The 17,072-nt window shown below is 43.4% G+C and carries 18 protein-coding genes and 6 tRNA genes; 16 read left to right on the top strand and 8 right to left on the bottom strand.

Annotation, left to right across the window (positions count from 1 at the left end; translation table 11 throughout):
* Positions 1-88 precede the first annotated feature (88 nt).
* A complete protein-coding gene (gene ppnN / locus I8J31_RS14775) occupies positions 89-1,462 on the top strand; it encodes a nucleotide 5'-monophosphate nucleosidase PpnN (protein WP_199469349.1) in 1,374 nt (457 codons plus the stop codon).
* A gap of 72 nt (positions 1,463-1,534) precedes the next feature.
* On the opposite strand, the gene glsB is transcribed toward ppnN, so the two are convergent.
* Positions 1,535-2,446, bottom strand: coding sequence for a glutaminase B (gene glsB, locus I8J31_RS14770; protein ID WP_199469348.1), 912 nt, complete (start codon positions 2,444-2,446; stop codon positions 1,535-1,537).
* Positions 2,447-2,593: 147 nt separating this feature from the next.
* Positions 2,594-3,397, bottom strand: coding sequence for an NAD(+) diphosphatase (nudC, locus tag I8J31_RS14765; protein WP_199469347.1), 804 nt, complete (start codon positions 3,395-3,397; stop codon positions 2,594-2,596).
* A 246-nt stretch (positions 3,398-3,643) separates the two neighbouring features.
* Between nudC and I8J31_RS14760 the strand changes: the two genes are divergently transcribed.
* The 6 genes from I8J31_RS14760 to I8J31_RS14735 all read left to right on the top strand — a co-directional run bounded on the left by I8J31_RS14760 (position 3,644) and on the right by I8J31_RS14735 (position 5,245).
* Positions 3,644-4,708 (top strand): polysaccharide deacetylase family protein, encoded by a 1,065-nt coding sequence (locus tag I8J31_RS14760; RefSeq protein ID WP_199469346.1) that lies wholly within the window; start codon positions 3,644-3,646, stop codon positions 4,706-4,708.
* 62 nt (positions 4,709-4,770) lie between these two features.
* A tRNA-Ser gene (locus tag I8J31_RS14755) sits at positions 4,771-4,861 on the top strand.
* Positions 4,862-4,902: 41 nt separating this feature from the next.
* Positions 4,903-4,978, top strand: a tRNA-Asn gene (locus I8J31_RS14750).
* Position 4,979: 1 nt separating this feature from the next.
* Positions 4,980-5,056: transfer RNA gene (locus tag I8J31_RS14745), tRNA-Pro, on the top strand.
* A gap of 23 nt (positions 5,057-5,079) precedes the next feature.
* Positions 5,080-5,155 (top strand) — tRNA-His (locus I8J31_RS14740).
* A 14-nt stretch (positions 5,156-5,169) separates the two neighbouring features.
* A tRNA-Lys gene (locus I8J31_RS14735) sits at positions 5,170-5,245 on the top strand.
* A gap of 593 nt (positions 5,246-5,838) precedes the next feature.
* Here I8J31_RS14735 and I8J31_RS14730 read toward each other — a convergent pair.
* The 6 genes from I8J31_RS14730 to I8J31_RS14705 all read right to left on the bottom strand — a co-directional run bounded on the left by I8J31_RS14730 (position 5,839) and on the right by I8J31_RS14705 (position 9,699).
* Positions 5,839-5,922: transfer RNA gene (locus tag I8J31_RS14730), tRNA-Tyr, on the bottom strand.
* 50 nt (positions 5,923-5,972) lie between these two features.
* Positions 5,973-6,920, bottom strand: coding sequence for a ProQ/FINO family protein (locus tag I8J31_RS14725; protein WP_199469345.1), 948 nt, complete (start codon positions 6,918-6,920; stop codon positions 5,973-5,975).
* Between the two features lie 189 nt (positions 6,921-7,109).
* Positions 7,110-7,592, bottom strand: coding sequence for a hypothetical protein (locus I8J31_RS14720; protein ID WP_199469344.1), 483 nt, complete (start codon positions 7,590-7,592; stop codon positions 7,110-7,112).
* Positions 7,589-7,819 (bottom strand): cell division protein ZapB, encoded by a 231-nt coding sequence (locus tag I8J31_RS14715; RefSeq protein WP_199469343.1) that lies wholly within the window; start codon positions 7,817-7,819, stop codon positions 7,589-7,591. The genes I8J31_RS14720 and I8J31_RS14715 overlap by 4 nt, the downstream gene beginning before the upstream one ends.
* Before the next feature lie 51 nt (positions 7,820-7,870).
* A complete protein-coding gene (locus I8J31_RS14710; RefSeq protein ID WP_233402807.1) occupies positions 7,871-9,070 on the bottom strand; it encodes a flagellar assembly protein T N-terminal domain-containing protein in 1,200 nt (399 codons plus the stop codon).
* Entirely contained in the window at positions 9,067-9,699 is a 633-nt protein-coding gene (locus tag I8J31_RS14705; protein WP_199469342.1) for an LPP20 family lipoprotein, read from the bottom strand. Before I8J31_RS14705 ends, I8J31_RS14710 begins: the two co-directional genes overlap by 4 nt.
* Before the next feature lie 424 nt (positions 9,700-10,123).
* Here I8J31_RS14705 and dinB point away from each other — a divergent pair, with 424 nt between their 5' ends.
* The 9 genes from dinB to I8J31_RS14660 all read left to right on the top strand — a co-directional run bounded on the left by dinB (position 10,124) and on the right by I8J31_RS14660 (position 17,011).
* Complete coding sequence (gene dinB, locus I8J31_RS14700) at positions 10,124-11,185, top strand: DNA polymerase IV (protein WP_199469341.1); 1,062 nt, start codon at positions 10,124-10,126, stop codon at positions 11,183-11,185.
* Between the two features lie 66 nt (positions 11,186-11,251).
* The gene (locus I8J31_RS14695; protein WP_199469340.1) at positions 11,252-12,232 is read left to right on the top strand and encodes a hypothetical protein; all 981 of its coding nucleotides are present in this window, start codon (positions 11,252-11,254) and stop codon (positions 12,230-12,232) included.
* 90 nt (positions 12,233-12,322) lie between these two features.
* The gene (locus tag I8J31_RS14690; RefSeq protein ID WP_199469339.1) at positions 12,323-12,991 is read left to right on the top strand and encodes an alpha/beta hydrolase; all 669 of its coding nucleotides are present in this window, start codon (positions 12,323-12,325) and stop codon (positions 12,989-12,991) included.
* Positions 12,992-13,018: 27 nt separating this feature from the next.
* Entirely contained in the window at positions 13,019-13,846 is an 828-nt protein-coding gene (locus tag I8J31_RS14685) for an inositol monophosphatase family protein (RefSeq protein ID WP_199469338.1), read from the top strand.
* Positions 13,847-13,872: 26 nt separating this feature from the next.
* Positions 13,873-14,331 (top strand): DUF2489 domain-containing protein, encoded by a 459-nt coding sequence (locus I8J31_RS14680; RefSeq protein WP_199469337.1) that lies wholly within the window; start codon positions 13,873-13,875, stop codon positions 14,329-14,331.
* A 125-nt stretch (positions 14,332-14,456) separates the two neighbouring features.
* On the top strand, positions 14,457-14,702 hold the full coding sequence (locus tag I8J31_RS14675) for a hypothetical protein (RefSeq protein ID WP_233402806.1): 246 nt from the start codon (positions 14,457-14,459) through the stop codon (positions 14,700-14,702).
* 76 nt (positions 14,703-14,778) lie between these two features.
* On the top strand, positions 14,779-15,567 hold the full coding sequence (locus tag I8J31_RS14670) for a mechanosensitive ion channel family protein (protein WP_438941495.1): 789 nt from the start codon (positions 14,779-14,781) through the stop codon (positions 15,565-15,567).
* Positions 15,568-15,641: 74 nt separating this feature from the next.
* On the top strand, positions 15,642-16,151 hold the full coding sequence (greB, locus tag I8J31_RS14665; protein ID WP_199469334.1) for a transcription elongation factor GreB: 510 nt from the start codon (positions 15,642-15,644) through the stop codon (positions 16,149-16,151).
* A complete protein-coding gene (locus I8J31_RS14660; protein WP_199469333.1) occupies positions 16,148-17,011 on the top strand; it encodes a DUF72 domain-containing protein in 864 nt (287 codons plus the stop codon). Before greB ends, I8J31_RS14660 begins: the two co-directional genes overlap by 4 nt.
* Positions 17,012-17,072: the final 61 nt, after the last annotated feature.

The following is a 17,072-nucleotide window of genomic DNA, read 5'->3' as shown; positions in this document are numbered from 1 at the left end:
TTTTGTTCATGGTTGAAACTTGCTAAAAGTGGCGTCCATGACCAGTATTAGTTAACGACAATTAAATAATGAGAAAAGGAGAGCGATTATGCAGTATGAAGATCGCGTTGATGCGTTAGTCGCACCAAAAGGTTCGTTAGAAATGTTATCGCAAGATGAGATTTCTCGTATGTCAGAAGATTCTGGCTCCCTACACGAATTGTTCCATCGTTGCGCTTTAGCGATTTTAAACTGCGGCAGTGATTCTGATGATCCGCAAGCCGTGATGGAAGAGTTTAATGATTTTGAAATCCGAATCGTACAGCAAGAACGTGGCGTCAAGTTACAGTTAAAAAATGCGCCGGGCAGTGCTTTTGTTGATGGAAAGATGATCAGCAGTGTGCGGGAGATGTTGTTTAGTGTATTACGAGATATTATTTTTACTTATCATGAATACATTCTTGCCCGTGGCTTAGAAAACGCCAGTTCAGATAAACTGACCAATGTGGTGTTTGAATTATTGCGTAATGCCAATGTATTTCGTCGCATACAGCACCCAGATATGATCGTTTGTTGGGGCGGGCATTCTATTGCTCGTCATGAATACGATTACACTAAGCGGGTAGGTCATGAATTGGGCTTACGCGAATTGAATATTTGTACTGGGTGTGGTCCGGGAGCCATGAAGGGGCCGATGAAGGGGGCGGCTATTGCCCATGCTAAACAACGGGTAAAAAATGGTGTTTATCTTGGTTTGACCGAGCCGGGTATTATTGCCGCAGAGTCGCCAAACCCTATTGTGAATCAATTGGTTATTATGCCAGATATTGAAAAGCGTCTTGAGGCTTTTGTTCGTGCAGGACATGGTATTGTGGTGTTTCCAGGCGGTGCAGGAACGGCGGAAGAGATTCTTTATATTTTGGGTATTCTATTACATCCTAAAAATGCTGGTGTGCCATTTCCATTGGTTTTCACTGGGCCAAAAGGAAGTGCTGATTACTTTGAGCAAATTCACGCCTTTCTTGGCGATGTATTGGGCAAAGAAGCGCAGAACAAGTACCGCATTATTATTGACGATGAGGTAGAAGTGGCGCGAGTGATGAAGTTAGGTATGGAAGAGGTGCGTCAGTATCGTAAGGCTCATCATGATGCGTTTTATTACAACTGGAAGTTGTTTATTCCAGAAGAATTTCAACATACCTTTGAGCCAACCCATGAAAAAGTGCGAGAGCTTAATTTGCATTTTGATCAAGATACGCATTTGTTGGCGGCGGATCTACGTCGGGCCTTTTCTTCGATTGTGGCAGGCAATGTAAAAGCACAAGGTGTGGCTTATATTAAAGAGCACGGACCGTTTGAAATTCATGGCGATAAAGCCTTGCTGGCAAAATTAGATGCGCTACTACAGGCGTTTGTCGTTCAGCAGAGGATGAAGTTACCAGGTAGTGTTTATGAACCTTGCTATCGGGTTATTACAGATTAAGTGTTCAGTGTTAGATGACGTATGAGAAGGGCCGTTTGGCCCTTCTTTATGTTCGACGTTTCCTTTTAAAAATTAACCAAACACCGACCAGCCGATGTTCTCGGAAAGCGCTTCTAATGCCGCCATACCCGCGAGAGAGTTGCCAGCCTTATTGAGTTCTGGTGACCAAACACAGATAGAAAAGCGATTGGGTACTATGGCAAGAATTCCACCGCCGACACCACTTTTCCCCGGTAGGCCAACACGGTAAGCAAAGTTACCTGCTTCATCGTAGAGGCCGCTGGTGGCGAGCAACCCATTAACTTGAGTGGTTTCTCGGTGAGTCAGGACCTGCTCACCAGTGTGCCGGCAATAGCCTTTATTCGCCAAGAAACTAAAGGCTTTAGCAAGGTCAATGCAATTCATGCGCATGGCGCAGTTATCAAAGTAATTGTGTAGTACTGCTTCGACATCGTTTTCGAAATTTCCAAAGGCTTTCATCAGGTAGGCCATGGAAGCATTACGGGAACGGAATTCATATTCTGAGTTTGATACGGATTTATCTGAACGCAATTTTGGATTATCTGCTAGTCGACGGATAAACTCTCGCATGGCGTAATGGGGGGTGGCAAAGCGTGAATGATTCATGTCGCTAACAACAAGGGCGCCAGCATTGATAAAGGGATTGCGTGGAATGCCTTCCTCATACTCTAACTGTACTAATGAGTTGAAAGGGTTGCCTGATGGCTCGCGCCCAACCCGTTGCCACATAGTTTCGCCATAATGCTTCATGGCAAGTGTTAAACTAAAGACTTTTGAGATGCTTTGAATGGAGAAGTTCTTATTGGCTTGACCTGTATGGTACAGAGCGCCATCGTTACTATAGATAGCAATGCCAAATTGATTTGGGTCGACATTGGCGAGGGCCGGGATGTAGTCTGCGACTTTACCCTGACCTATTAATGGTCGTACCTTTTGCTTTATTGATTTTAGTAAATCGTCCACACTATTCTCGTTTTACAGTACTTAGAGGACGGCTAGTATAGATAAAGGGCAGGCAAATCCCTAGTGTAATTTTGATGTTGAATTAGGGGCAATTAAGCCCTTTGTAGAGGACTTGACCGCCCTTTTTTGTGCTCAGCAGAAGGTGTTTTAATTGCCGCTTTTTATACGCGCAATATGTTTATGAATAAGCTGGCCAGAAATAGTCACTAGGTTGGGGGTGTGAGGGAGATTATCGATAGGATACCAATTAGCTTCTTCAATTTCTCCAGGGGCGGGGGTGATGTCGCCGCTTAGATAGTCAGCAAAAAAACCTACCATTAATTGGTGGGGGAAAGACCAAGGTTGGCTGTCTGTGTAGCTAATGTTGGTGACTTCAAGGCCTACTTCTTCACGTATTTCGCGGGCAACCGCTTGCTCTAGTGTTTCTCCTGCCTCAACAAAACCAGCAATATTACTGTATTGGCCTTTTGTAGAAAGAGGTCCACGGGCAAGGAGAATCTGGTCGTCTTTTCGAATGGAAACAATGATGCAAGGAGAAATACGAGGGTAGTGACGTAAGTTGCATTGCGGACAAATCTTGGTGTGTTCTTTAGGATGCTTGTCTTTCATTGCCGTGCCGCAGCGTCCACAGAATTGATGGTCTCTGTCCCATGATGCCAACTGATGGGCTCGACTTAAGAGAATGTAATTATCTTGATCCTGTAGAAACAGTAGATCGCGTAGGTTTATTTCCTTGAAGCCTTTAGGCATGGAGTCAAAGCGACAGGTGAACACATCCTGTCCATGCCATTGGCCACAAAACACGGGGCGCATGTTGCTGTTAGGTTGAAAGTGTGAAAAAGGGATGAGGAATTGATTGTCACCTTCGATTAGAATCTGATTGCGATGAAGTAATATATAAAGTGCATCTTGGTGAGGGTAAGGGTGCACTTGAGTGCCAATTTCTAACATGCCAATACTCTGTTTTGGGCCGAAAGAATTACGCTAACGCGATCATCCTTTGGACGCAATAACTCGGGCTGAATTTATTTCAGTTTATCCCCCTAGAATACCTGAAGCATTGTTCATAATAGTCGCGTTGTGTTGGGGAAATACAGAGATAGTAATTGCCATTCATCGAGGTGTGCTTCCTTAGGTGGCCAGATGGAGCCTTGGTCGCGTAGAATGAGGGTAAATATCAAGCAAAGAGGAGAGGGTATGTTATCAAAGGTTCGTTATGGGGTTGTGTTGGGGGCGTTGAGTACAAGTGCACTTGTTCAAGCTCAGGATTATTTGCCAGTGCTTCAGTACCATCATGTAAACTCGAGTACACCGTCTTCTACTTCTGTGACGCCAGAACAATTCACCGAACATATGGATTATCTTAAAGAAGCTAACTTCAAGGTGGTTGATCTTGCTTCAGCTCTTGCTGACCTAAAAGCGAATAAAGCATTACCAGATAAAGCGGTTGCTATTACGTTTGACGATGCTTGGCGTAGTATTTATCAAGCAGGCTTTCCAATTTTGAAAGAACGAAATTTTCCCTTCACTGTTTTTATTAATACCGAACCGGTTGAGCGTCATATGCGTAAGCATTTGACATGGGAACAGATGAAGGAAATGCAGTTATCGGGAGGAGTATTTGCCAATCATACTGTTAGACACCCTTATATGCTGCGCAAAATAAAGGGCGAAACGGATGAAGCTTGGTTGTCTCGTATGAGCAATGAGCTAGATGAAGTTGAAGCCTTACTGCTTAAAAATTTAGACTCTTCTCCAAAGATGTTGGCTTACCCTTTCGGCGAATCTAATGACACGATTCGTGAGCTTGTTAAGGAAAAGGGAATGATGGCTTTTGGTCAGCAGTCTGGTGTAGTGAATGCAGGTTCTAATTTTGAAAACTTGCCTCGTTTTCCTGCATCTGGGGCTTATTCAAAGTTATCGACGTTAAAAACGAAGCTAAACTCGAAACCTATGCCGCTACTATATGAAATGACGGGCGGGGACTTTGCTACAGATGAGCCTGTTGCTATTACCTTGACATTTAAGCAGGGAAAATATCGTTTAAAAGACCTAACTTGCTATGTGTCTGGCCAGGGAAAAGCGACCCTGGAATGGATCTCTGAAAAGGAGGTAACAGCGACAGCTAAAAAGCCTTTTGGTGTCGGTCGTGGTCGAATTAACTGCACTATGCCGGATTATTCAGGTAAGCACTATTATTGGTATTCTAATGTCTGGATACGTACTTCCCCTGAACAGGGCTATGTTAGTGAAAAAAGTTAACTTTTTTTCAGAAAAATGTTGCACTGAAATTTCAAATCAGTAATATACACCTCGCTCGCAACGGAGGGGTGGCAGAGCGGTTTAATGCACCAGTCTTGAAAACTGGCGTAGGTTAATAGCCTACCGAGAGTTCGAATCTCTCCTCCTCCGCCATCTTCCTTATTGGAAGTTGTTGCGAACAGAATAAAATTAGTTCCTCGATAGCTCAGTTGGTAGAGCAAATGACTGTTAATCATTGGGTCACTGGTTCGAGTCCAGTTCGAGGAGCCATCGGAGTATAGCGCAGTCTGGTAGCGCGCCTGCTTTGGGAGCAGGATGTCGGGGGTTCGAATCCCTCTACTCCGACCAATTTTATTGATCACCTAGTAATGGTGGGCGTAGCTCAGTTGGTAGAGCTCCGGATTGTGATTCCGGCGGTCGTGGGTTCAAGCCCCATCGTCCACCCCATTACTCTGATAGTTGGGTCGTTAGCTCAGTTGGTAGAGCAGTTGACTTTTAATCAATTGGTCACTGGTTCGAATCCAGTACGACCCACCAACTATCTCTGCAGCTCTTTATTCTTAAAAAATCTGATTCATTCCTCGATAGCTCAGTTGGTAGAGCAGTTGACTCTTAATCAATTGGTCACTGGTTCGAATCCAGTACGACCCACCAACTATCTCTGCAGCTCTTTATTCTTAAAAAATCTGATTCATTCCTCGATAGCTCAGTTGGTAGAGCAGTTGACTCTTAATCAATTGGTCACTGGTTCGAATCCAGTACGACCCACCATTTCCTTGTTATTCTCTCTTTTTAAAGCCTTCCCTCTATTTAAGTTTTTCTTAAGCTCTCTACTATCGTCTATCGTCTATCGTCTATCGTCTATCGTCTATCGTCTATCGTCTATCGTCTATCGTCTATCGTCTATTATTCGAAATGGTATTTGGTCTAGTGATGGCTTTGTTTTGTATTTTTGAATGCTATATGTTGAAGTGTTTTGGTGGTGGCAGAATTTAGATGAAGGTGTGCCTGATGTGTTTCTAGTTTAAGTGTGTGAATTTCTGAGATATGGCTGATTGCTTGTTCTAGGTTAATTTATTGTGCGATAGGGATTATGGGGTAAGATTTTGATCTATAAAGAAAAATGCTAATGGTGGAGGGAGGTGGATTCGAACCACCGAAACTTTCGTGGCAGATTTACAATCTGCTCCCTTTGGCCACTCGGGAACCCCTCCACAGCAGCGCGGCACATAATATATGCCGCGCTATTCTATGTAAATACTTTTTAGGATTTATTTAATAGTTTTTCAAGTTTCGCTTTCATACGCTCTTCAGTGGATAGATTGCTATAAACATCGTCCTCTTTTTTACGTGAGGGGGTGGTTTGTTGTGCCCTTGATGCTTTTGGTTTTGCTTGAAGTTTGCCTTTTGGACGAGCGGATTTATCTGTCTTTGGTCTGTTAAAGGTTGTCTTTTCTTTCTTGGGTATCATAGCTGCGGGTAAGGCAGGCTCATTATTGACTGCAACCCCTTCTAGGTCGACCCTAGGTTGGCCTGAAAGCAAGCACTTCTTGTAGCGGTCTGAGCGTGTGTAGGCTGCTAGGGCGCGTTTTTGCTTACTGGCATTGAAGTCTTCATCTAATACCATATCTTTGTCTATACCGACCTTCAGGGGTTTTGGCTGATTCCAGTCAAAGGCTTTAGGGTAGCGATCTTCAAGCATCTTAATGAGGCGGCGATTATTCTTCTGGTTCTTTTGGCGCTTTTTTTGTTCGGGCGTCAATGTCGCTATGTCGTCTATTGGGCCGTCATTTGTTTCTTGTGTGCTAGAGATGTTGTCCACTAACTTGTCATTTTGTGCTTCTGGTAAGCTGTTAAGCTCAGTTTCTTGTATGGTCATGTAATCAGTCTGTTCTGTTGTCGTGGATGTGGTGCTGCTAGCAGCGGATTCATACAGTAAGTCAAAGCTAAGTTGGGTTTCAACTGGATTTGCCTTTGCTGCTTGTTTAGGGGCTGATGCTGTCTCTAAAAGGTTAAGTGAGTCTTCGATATAGAGTTGTACTTGATCTTCTGTGGAGCGATCAGCCATATGTTGCAGTAAGTCCATTGACGCACTGTGTTCAATGGCGCCATGGTTATTACCCTTTAATTGCTGTATTTCCTCGTAAGCATTTTTCAGTTGCTCAGTTAGCTGGTTCACTTTTGCTTCGAGTTGGGCAATCAGTTGTTCCATAAAACAAGGCTCAAATATTTTATAACGGAGTCAGAGAGATGCTTGATGTATTTGCGGTGCCAATCATCTCTTGTCGCTGCATTTCACTGGGTAGAGTAACGGGTATTATGTTGCTATTTTGCCGCCAAATATAAATAGATGCTATTAGCAAGCTGACGATCAGAAAAGGCATGTATTTCATCTTGAAAATTAAAATGTTAACCCTGCTCCAACCATAACATGGTTGTTATAGGTGTCGCTGTCGCTGGTTAATAGTTTTACAAACACATCTAGCCTTGAAACATTAGATATCCCTATGCGAAACCCTGCTTCTGGGTAATAGACTGTCTCGTCAAAAAAGGACACGCTACCGCCAATAAAGGACCATATAGGGGCGTTAGGGAGAATTTGAAAAGCGGGGGCTGAGCTATAAAAACGAACGCCTACATTTATTGCGCTTTCAAACTCTTCGCCGATGATAAATGAAGCCCCGCCATGAACAGCAATATTTTGCGGTGTAGTAAACTCCATTCCAGCATTGACAATAGAGGTAACATTGCTGGAAGGGGTGTTTCCGCTGTCAGCATCTGGGCGGGAGGCTGCAGATTCAAAGCTAAATAAACTCGCAATTTGACCTTCTGCTGACGCATGGGCGCTAACGAGAACTAAAGCTGCAAGCAAGAGTGATTTCATGGCTTATCATCCATTTGATTAAGGCGGTTCAGCATCTGAGAAAGTGAGGATTCCCAGTTTGATTGCTGCTCTTTTGTTTGGTTAAGGCTATTGCTTATTTCATTTTTCTCTTCACTGAGCTCATAGTTTTGCATTTCAAGCTCGGCCACCTTCTTACGCAAAGAGCCTATTTCTTCTACGGCTTCATTGATGCGTTGTTCTAGGTGGTGTAGTAATTCGTTGTTCATTATATTAATCCTAAAGGTAAAAATATCGCTTTATTGGCGCGGCTATAAAAATCACCAAGCGATCACAACATCTTGTTGTTGAACGTTAAGTATTTGAGCGTCAACAACAAGTTCTCCGATTGAAAAGTTTGGCTGTACTTGTTTTATTGTAACATTGATATTGGCATTGTTAAGCTGAGTTTGTGTTGCTTGCATCTTATCAAAGACTTCATAGCGTCGGTAAACGCTAAATTTATCTCCTTGCTTGATGCCTGACAAAGAACCTGCAGATATATGAATTCGATTTCCTTCAATGCGAAAGATATTCGCGATAAAGGGTTGGCAGCGTAATTTTTCACTAGTATCTAATGCGCTTTCTTTTAGAGCTTGATCGACTACTTTACCATAGTGAATAGTCCAAAACTTAGCGCTGCCGAAACCGACTCTGGCATGATCAGAAATATCCCAGTTGCCTACTTCCGAGTAGCGTTTTTCAAAAAGTAATGCACCGCTAAAGCCATCATAGATATATATGTCGACCACAAAGTTTCTTTCTTTATCTGTTTTTTGGTCGGCGGCCTCTTTTGTCTTTTTATCGTTAGGGAACCTTAAGTAAACTTCCCCTATGTCTCTAATGATGCCACTGAGTATGTATTGCACTCCTAACCTTTCGCCAATTTGGGTGACGTTTGTTAGTGATCCGTTGGTGTTGGTAGAAGATGGGGCGTTGATGATGTCTGGGTAAATGGCGATATTTGTTGCTGCTAATGCTTTTAGGTAGCCCTTTTTATTGATTTCTGCGGCTAGGTCTTTTGGTAGCTCTCTGGAGATATTGCTGAGTGCTCCAAGGCTTGCTTGTTGTGGGGTTTGTAGCTCGAAACCAGTAATGCCGACGGTTTTTCGATAGAAGCTTGTTGCACCTGTACTGCATTGAGAATCTGCGGTGACATCGATGCGGGCAACGACAGTAAGAAAATCACCTTTGCGGACTTCGGATATGATATGTGCTTTTTGAACGCGTGCTTCACTGCGAATTTCGAGGCTAGAGTCTAGGTCGCCATTACGTAGCTCGTCTTTTACTCGTACTCTTGCACTGGACTCGAGCACAGCTTGCTTGATGGCTTGCTGAGTTGCCCGGTAGCGGGCATCAACAAGGTCATCATCGTAGATTACTGCTTCGCCTACCGCGTCAACGCTTTTTGCTAAAGCGATTAGCGGCATGGCGAATAAGCAAGTGATCAGCAGTAGCTGTTTGAACAGAGGTGGCATCATTCAATGTTATAAAAGTTAGTTGTTGGGCTTTCGTTTTGTACATTAATAGCACGATACCCGGGTTGGATTTTACAGTTCGGATCAGATTGTATGCTGTGAGGTGAGTTTATGCATTGGCGGAAATTTTCCTGTAGTGCCATTTCAACCACGGTTTCAAAGGTGCCGTCTTCATGTTCTCGTTGTGATACGACTTTTGCCCCGACTAGGTAGGCATCCACATAGGTTCTTAATTCATCATTTTGCAGAACCATATTGCTTAACGAGCTGGAGCCATCAATTTTTAGACCGTAAACTCGTTCTGATAAGTTACGATAGGCATCAAGCATTGAGCTGCGTAGTGTCATAATGCGTGCTTGAGATTTTGAGTAACGCTTACTGGTAACCATAGCGGCGTAGCCAGTGGCATTGATGATGATGGGTTCTTGTTTGATTACTGCGATCGTATTGTTGGCATTTAAAGCACCAGCCTGTGTGTAAGGTGATGTTGATCCACCTATGGTGTTGTCTCCTTTACAAGGGGCAACGGTTGTACAAAGTGGGTCGTCAATAGGTTGTTGCATTAGGTTCTGGCAACCAGTAAGAATTATTGCGCCTATGGCTATTGAAAGAATTCGCATGATTGATGTCATAGTTGCACCCTTTGAGAGTATATCCTTACCTTTTAATCCCCTGTGCACGAAAAAATCTGATGATTTTGATTTTATTCGTACTTTGCGTTACTGCGACAAGAGTTGGTTGTTTGTCTTGATTAAGGCGTTTTAATTTAAATAGCCTTTAATAAAAGCACCTTTAATATTAGGTGCTTATTTCTAATAGAGAAAATGTAAACTATTTTGCTTACTAGCGTCCATGTTTGATGCGCTAAAAACTGTTTTTTTCTGTGCATTTGAGTGGAAATCTAGATTTTAACTCGTATTCTTCTGATTTATTTGATTATTTGCCATGTTAGGTAGAAAAATGGAAGGCATGCATGTCTGTTTTTTTTATGAAGGGTGGAGGTGTTTTAAAAAAGATATATACTGTGTTTTTATACAGCTATGAAGTCAAAATCTTATGTCTTTGCCGCGTAAAATTATTCATATTGATGCGGATTGCTTTTATGCCGCGATAGAAATGCGTGATGACCCTAGTTTGAAAGATATTCCTATTGCCATAGGTGGTCCTTCTAATGCACGAGGGGTTTTATCGACTGCGAATTATGTTGCTCGTACCTTTGGGGTGCGTTCTGCAATGCCAACCTCTGTTGCCAAAAGACTTTGTCCTTCTTTGCGTATTCTAAATGGAAACATGGAAAAGTATCGCCTTGCTTCCCAACAGATGCATCAAATCTTTAAAGAATACACTGATATGATTGAACCTCTTTCATTGGATGAGGCGTATTTGGATGTGACGGATTCGTCGGCGCATCAAGGTAGTGCGACTCTGATCGCTCAGGAGATTCGATCTAAGGTCTTGGAAGCGGTAGGTATTACCGTGTCTGCTGGTGTGGCGACGAACAAGTTTATTGCTAAGGTGGCAAGCGATTGGGATAAACCGGACGGATTAACGGTTATAGCGCCAGATGAACAGTTTGAGTTTATTTCAAAAGTGCCAGTGAAGTGTATTTCCGGTGTGGGTAAGGTGGCTCAGGAAAAGTTAGCCGAAATAAATGTTTTTACCTGTGCAGACCTGCAAAAAATAGACTTTTCTGTACTGCAAAAAAAAGTGGGTAGTATGGCGTTTAAGCTTTCTCAGTACGCTTTAGGAATTGATGACCGACCTGTGAGTGTTTCCCGAGAGCGAAAGAGTATTTCAGTGGAGCATACTTTTGCAAAAGATTTAGCAGGATTGAATGAATGTTGCGTTGCTTTACCTATGCTGCTGGCAGATTTGGAGAAACGTATGAAAGGGCGGAATTTTGAGGCGCAGCTGAGTAAGTATTATCTCAAAATGAAGTTTGATGATTTTAAACAAACGACGATAGAGCAACCTATTAAGAATAAATTATCTCATGAGATTTTTATGAACTTGCTAAAACAGGCTTATGATAGGTATCAGCGCCCAGTGAGATTGATTGGTGTCGGCTATCGTTTGTCACCACCAGCACCATTGCAGCTTTCTTTTTTGTTTGAATAGTTTAAAAAATAACCAGTTTCTATGCTGCCTGCTATAGTTTAAGAAAGCAAACGCGGAGGGTGTGTTATGTTAAAACAACGTGGAGACTTAGCTAAGTGGGGTCCAGGTATGCCTGGTCCCTTGGCTGATCGATTGCGCTTTGAGGTAGAGCAAACCTTAAAAAAACTGTATGCCAACTCATCATTGATTGACCAGCTAGGGCATTTATATTTGCCTTTCGCTAGCTGGCTGAGTAATAAATCAAAGTCTGGTCGTGGGCCTTTGATTGTTGGCCTTGGCGGTGCTCAAGGGTGCGGTAAAACGACCTTTAGTACAGTTGTCAGTCGGATTTTAGTAAAGGGCTTTGATTTAAATTGTGTGGTTGTTAGTTTGGATGATTTATACAGTACGAGAGGGGATCGTTTTCAGTTTGCCGATAAGACGTCGCCCATTTTTGCGACTCGAGGGGCACCAGGAACCCATGATATAGATCTCGCTTTAAACCTTTTTGATCGATTGAAAAACCTGAAAGACGGCGAGGTAATGAGATTGCCTTGTTTTGATAAATCGCTTGATGAACGAAAGCCTGTGCATTTATGGCAGGAGGTTGCGGGGCCTATCGATGTTTTGTTATTCGAAGGTTGGTGTGTTGGAGCGCCGTCGATGGGCGACGGTTTAGATATTCCTATTAATCAACTTGAGGAAGTAAGAGATAAAGACGGCATTTGGCGAAATAAGGTCAATGAATTGCTTGTGAATGAATATAAACAGCTGTTTTCACATATTGATATTATGGCGTGGATGCAGGCGCCGAACTATGAGGTTGTGTATCAGTGGCGTAATAAACAAGAGCGTTTATTAGAGGCGCACCTTAACGACATTCATGGTGTTCTGTTGGATACCATTGATCTGAAGGTGATGTCGCCGGAAGAGTTGAAAGGCTTTATGGAGCATTATGAAAGGCTGACTAAGCATATGCTGAATGTGATGCCAGAAAAGGCCGATGTATTGTTTACACTTAATGAGGACCAAGAGGTTACAGAAGTTCGCTTCCCTGTTGAGCATTAGCGGTAGATTTCTTGGGGGGAAGCAACAAATTAGTGTCAGTATGATAGGCTATGGCGATTTGCTATAGCCTATTTTTTTGGAGTATGAGGAATGACCAATTTGTTACCTTCTGTATTAGTTGAAACGAGTGAGCAGCCAGATGCTGCGGTTATTTGGCTGCACGGCCTTGGCTCTGATGGTCATGACTTTGAGTCTTTGGTTCCGGCGTTAACTTTGAAGCCTGAATTGCAAGTACGTTTTGTGTTTCCCCATGCACCAGTTCGACCGGTCACGATTAATGGTGGAATGGAAATGCGCGCTTGGTACGATATTTATGAAATGAGCATAGATCGTAAGGTCGATATGGTGAATATTGATGAGTCATGTGAGCAGGTTGAGGCCTTGATTGTTGATCAAATAAATCAAGGCATTGCTCCTGAGCGTATTGTATTGGCTGGCTTTTCTCAAGGTGGCGTGATTGCATACCAACTTGCGTTGAGAACAAAGTATGCGCTAGCTGGTGTGTTAGCTTTATCTACCTACTTGGTTAACAAGCATACGTTGCCTAGTGCTGCAGATTGTGTGAATGGCAAGGCGCCTATTTTAATTCATCATGGCTCTCAAGATCCTGTTGTTGTTCCAAGTTTGGCGACCCAAGCAAGAGAGGCACTATTAGCTCAGGGCTTTCAAGTGGAATACCAATCCTATGATATGCCTCATTCTGTTTGCCCAGATCAGGTTGTCGATATTTCGAACTGGCTAAACGCTAGGTTTGCTTAATCTATAATGCTTGTGTGAGGTGCTGGAATGCCTAAAAAATATTCTGAGTGGTTGGCGTTTGCCAAGGACATGGCATTTGAGGCTGGCCGTATTATTCAGCAGGCCAGAGAAGAGTCTAGCTTTGTTCGTGACTATAAGTCGGATCATGAGTTAGTCACCTCAACCGATATTGCTGTAGATAAATATTTGTGCGCAAGTATTGCTGAAAAATACCCTTCTCATTTGATTCTGTCGGAAGAGTCTTCGCCGAGCCTGAATCTTGAGGCGCGACCGAGTGATAAACCAGTGTGGGTTATTGACCCAATTGATGGCACGGTGAATTTCGCCCATGGACATGCTCATGTGGCGGTATCGATTGGACTCTTTATTGGCGAAGAGCGAATTCTTGGTGTGGTTAATGCCCCTTTTCTTAATGAATGTTTTTGGGCCTTGAGAGGTGGCGGTGCTTTTTGTAACGACAAAGCCTTGCGGGTCTCAGGTGGGACTGATTTAAGAAGTGCTTTAGTGGCAACTGGGTTCCCTTATCAAAAAAACGCCTTGGTGCCTCTGGTGGAACGCGTTTCTCGTGTTTTGCATCAATGCCAAGATATTCGTCGTAATGGCTCGGCGGCTTTAGATCTTTGTTGGGTCGCTGCGGGGCGGTTGGATGCGTATTTTGAGACGGTTAAACCTTGGGATATGGCGGCTGGTGTTCTGATTGCAGAGGAGGCAGGGGCTAAGGTGGGTTATTATGAAGAGCAAAAAAATGCTTGGCCTAAGCCTATAAATGGGAATGCCTTGTTGGTCTCTACACCAGATTTGTATGATTGCTTTATTGAAATTTTGAAGGTGAATGAGTTTTCTTATTCTAACTAACTGTATGTTTTTTTATTGAGTAGATTATGTCTGTTACTACGTTTCTCATTGCCTTGTTTCTTGCTCTTGGTGTGATGGTTATTTCGATAGGTTTTATATTTCATCAGCTGAAATTAAGTCGCGTTCGAGAAAACAAAATTCGTGAAGGAGAAGAGCGTTTACGTGAGGAGCGCCAAAAACGCATCGATAGTATTAAGGTTTTGCTAAAGGTGGCGGGGACCGATGAATTGAACTGGATTGAAGCGAGTATTCGAATTAAAAATTTATTGGATCAACTGAGCATTGATTTGTCAGCCCATGAGGATATTGTTGCTTTCTATATTATTGAAGAAAAAACTCAGCATATCCCAACCCATGAGCAGTGGGGGAGTTTGCCGAAGATGGCTAAGGTAAAATTTTGTAATGAAATGGATGCTTACGAGGCAGAATATAAGGGGCATCTGCATAGAGCGAAAGTAGCGTTGTTGGCTTACCCTTTGTCATAATGTTGTTGCAAATACTGATATCCGCTGGCGTTTTTTTTCTGCTCTTGTTGGGGTTGACGCTGTTTTATGTTCGTCATCAAACTAAAGTACCCTATTATAGGTTGACCCAAAGGCAGTGTGTTGTTTTGTTATCAAAGGCCATTCAGGGGGTGCTGCCAGAGCGAGAATGGCATATATTTGTCGGCATGAGCATTCGGGATAACGAGGCGCTAGAAACGTTACGTGAAAAGTGCCTTTTGATTGATGAATCCTGCGTAAAAGGGACCTGTTTGATTAATGGGCAGCAGTGTATTTCCTTTAATAAGCAAGGGATTCGTCAGTTAGAAATGTTATTGGATGAATGGCAACACAAGTCAAACTATACGGTTTGACTTTTTAAATGAAATCGAAAAGGGCAGAGTGGTTATGGGTGAGATAGATACGTTATTGGACCAGGGAGCGGAGTGGATGCCTCTGTTGACAGATATTGTCATTAACCTAGCGGTTGGTCTTGTTGTTTTCTTTGTCGGTAAGTTTATTGCTTCTAAGGTTTCTCAATGGTGTGAGAAGCGGATGCTAAAAGCTTCTGTGGATAAAGCAGTTGCGGGCTTTACCTCAAGTATTTTGTACGCCTTGATGTTTGCAGGCGTGATCTTGATGGCATTGGGTCAGGTTGGGGTTCAAACCACTTCCTTTATTGCTATTTTGGGTGCGGCAGGTTTGGCTGTCGGTTTGGCACTACAAGGTTCGTTATCGAATTTTGCATCTGGTGTACTTATTATTCTGTTGCGCCCATTCCGTTCAGGCGAGTTTATTGACGCCGCAGGCCAAATGGGAACAGTAGATCGAATTGAATTGTTTCATACCTATTTGAAGACGCCAGATAATCGAGTCATTATCATTCCTAACTCGTCTATTATGGGCAGTTCAATTGTCAACTTCTCCCGTGAGGCGACACGTCGTTTGGATCTCGTTGTTGGCATCAGCTATGATGCTGATATTCGTTTGGCCAAGCAGATTATGGAAGACCTTGTTGCTGCAGATGAGCGTATTTTGAAGGCGCCTGAGTGTGTTATTGCCGTTTCCGAACTGGCAGATAGCTCGGTGAATTTTATTTTACGTCCTTGGGTGAATTCTGCCGATTACTGGACAGTTCGTGCAGATTTGCTAGAGCAGGTGAAATACGCATTTGATGAAAAGGGTGTGGGTATTCCATATCCACAAATGGATGTGCATGTGCACAAACAAGAGTCTTAGTTTTTTCGTATAATGTTAATGCCGCTAAGCGAAAGTTTAGCGGCATTTTTGTTTCTAATTTTAGGCTTCAATTTATGAGTCGATATCGTCCCCCTGCTGCGCCAAAGTCCGCTTATATTACCCAAGAAGGTGCTCAAACCTTATTGAGCGAACTGAAGTATTTGTGGAAAGAAAAGCGCCCAGCCGTTACCGAAACAGTACGAGAGGCAGCCGCTCAAGGTGATCGCTCAGAGAATGCCGAATACATTTATGGTAAAAAACAGTTGCGAGAAATCGATAGTCGAGTGCGTTATCTTGAAAAGCGGTTAGATGCTTGTGTTGTGGTTGATCGTTTGCCTGCAGACCAAACGAAAATTTTTTTTGGTGCCTGGGTGACCTTAGAGGATGAAGAGGGTGAGCTGCGTACCCATCGTATTGTTGGGCCAGATGAGCTAGATCATGATCCTGCCTACATCAGTATTGATTCCCCAGTAGCGAAGGCGCTATTGAAAAAGCAGGCAGGGGATGAGGTGGTGATCCGTTTGTCCGCAGGAGAGAAAATTTACTTTATTGATAGCATTGAATACCGCCCTGTACCCCTATGAAAATTCATTATGGAATGGCCCAGTGGCAGCATCCAGCTTGGTTGAATTGGCTGTATCCTGTTGCTTTGCCAGCGGCTGAAAGAATTGGCCGCTATTCTGAATTTTTTTCTACGGTGGAAGTGGGCAGTACCTTTTATACTAAGGTCGATCAAGGTCAGTTATTGCGTTGGTATGACGCGGTTAGTGATGATTTTCAGTTTAGCTTCAAAGCACCGCAAGCAGTGACGCACCGTTTGGCTGAGCGATCTTGGTTTGAGGTGGTTCAAGATTGGCAAATTTTTATGGCGTCCCTTGAGCCCCTTTCCTTAAAGCTGGGGCCTACCATGCTGCAATTTCCCGCTACATGTGACGAGCGAACTATGGATATGATGCTCGCTCTTTGTGATATGTGGGTTTTATCGACTCCCTTGTCTGTAGAGGTGCGGCATTTGGCGTATTTTGATAAGACTAATGTCGAAGGGCGGTTTTTGACTGGCTTGTCTGAGCGTTCGGTTAATCGCGTAGTGATGGACTCTCGTCCCGTATTCTCAACCGAGGCTTATTGCGAGAGTTTAGTGGATGCACAAAAGAAAAAGCCACGGGTGCCTTGCCACCCAGTAGCAACGGCACAGCATCCGGTGGTGCGCTTTATTGGGCATCCAGATTTGCCACGTAACAAAATATGGCTCGATCAATGGGCTATGAAGCTCTCCCAATGGCTCGTTGAAGGTTTAACGCCTAGTGTGTTTGTGCATTCATCGGATAATATTGCGGCACCAACTTTGGCGGCCCAATTAGACGAGAAGGTAAGTGTGTTGCTGCCCAATTATCAAACTCAATTGGTGCTACCCCAGAGCCAAGAGCAAGCGAGTTTTTGGTAGGGTGATTTGACGGAAGGCCTAAGGAGCTTGTTTCTTTAGTTTCTCACGTGTGCTGGCGAAG

The sequence above is a fragment of the Marinomonas transparens genome (assembly GCF_016463975.1).
GTDB lineage: Bacteria > Pseudomonadota > Gammaproteobacteria > Pseudomonadales > Marinomonadaceae > Marinomonas > Marinomonas transparens.
The sequence above is the reverse complement of the archived record's forward strand: the minus strand, read 5'-3'. Positions and strand labels throughout refer to the sequence as shown.

What these genes read in the sequence shown, in the direction of transcription:
- I8J31_RS14690 (WP_199469339.1), top strand. Translation starts at nt 12,323, where the DNA reads ATGACCAATTTGTTACCTTCTGTATTAGTTGAAACGAGTGAGCAGCCA.
- ppnN (WP_199469349.1), top strand. Translation starts at nt 89, where the DNA reads ATGCAGTATGAAGATCGCGTTGATGCGTTAGTCGCACCAAAAGGTTCG.
- I8J31_RS14720 (WP_199469344.1), bottom strand. Translation starts at nt 7,592, where the DNA reads ATGAAATCACTCTTGCTTGCAGCTTTAGTTCTCGTTAGCGCCCATGCG.
- I8J31_RS14695 (WP_199469340.1), top strand. Translation starts at nt 11,252, where the DNA reads ATGTTAAAACAACGTGGAGACTTAGCTAAGTGGGGTCCAGGTATGCCT.
- I8J31_RS14660 (WP_199469333.1), top strand. Translation starts at nt 16,148, where the DNA reads ATGAAAATTCATTATGGAATGGCCCAGTGGCAGCATCCAGCTTGGTTG.
- greB (WP_199469334.1), top strand. Translation starts at nt 15,642, where the DNA reads ATGAGTCGATATCGTCCCCCTGCTGCGCCAAAGTCCGCTTATATTACC.
- I8J31_RS14680 (WP_199469337.1), top strand. Translation starts at nt 13,873, where the DNA reads ATGTCTGTTACTACGTTTCTCATTGCCTTGTTTCTTGCTCTTGGTGTG.
- I8J31_RS14715 (WP_199469343.1), bottom strand. Translation starts at nt 7,819, where the DNA reads ATGAACAACGAATTACTACACCACCTAGAACAACGCATCAATGAAGCC.
- I8J31_RS14725 (WP_199469345.1), bottom strand. Translation starts at nt 6,920, where the DNA reads ATGGAACAACTGATTGCCCAACTCGAAGCAAAAGTGAACCAGCTAACT.
- nudC (WP_199469347.1), bottom strand. Translation starts at nt 3,397, where the DNA reads ATGTTAGAAATTGGCACTCAAGTGCACCCTTACCCTCACCAAGATGCA.
- I8J31_RS14670 (WP_438941495.1), top strand. Translation starts at nt 14,779, where the DNA reads ATGCCTCTGTTGACAGATATTGTCATTAACCTAGCGGTTGGTCTTGTT.
- I8J31_RS14760 (WP_199469346.1), top strand. Translation starts at nt 3,644, where the DNA reads ATGTTATCAAAGGTTCGTTATGGGGTTGTGTTGGGGGCGTTGAGTACA.
- I8J31_RS14705 (WP_199469342.1), bottom strand. Translation starts at nt 9,699, where the DNA reads ATGACATCAATCATGCGAATTCTTTCAATAGCCATAGGCGCAATAATT.
- I8J31_RS14710 (WP_233402807.1), bottom strand. Translation starts at nt 9,070, where the DNA reads ATGATGCCACCTCTGTTCAAACAGCTACTGCTGATCACTTGCTTATTC.
- dinB (WP_199469341.1), top strand. Translation starts at nt 10,124, where the DNA reads ATGTCTTTGCCGCGTAAAATTATTCATATTGATGCGGATTGCTTTTAT.
- I8J31_RS14685 (WP_199469338.1), top strand. Translation starts at nt 13,019, where the DNA reads ATGCCTAAAAAATATTCTGAGTGGTTGGCGTTTGCCAAGGACATGGCA.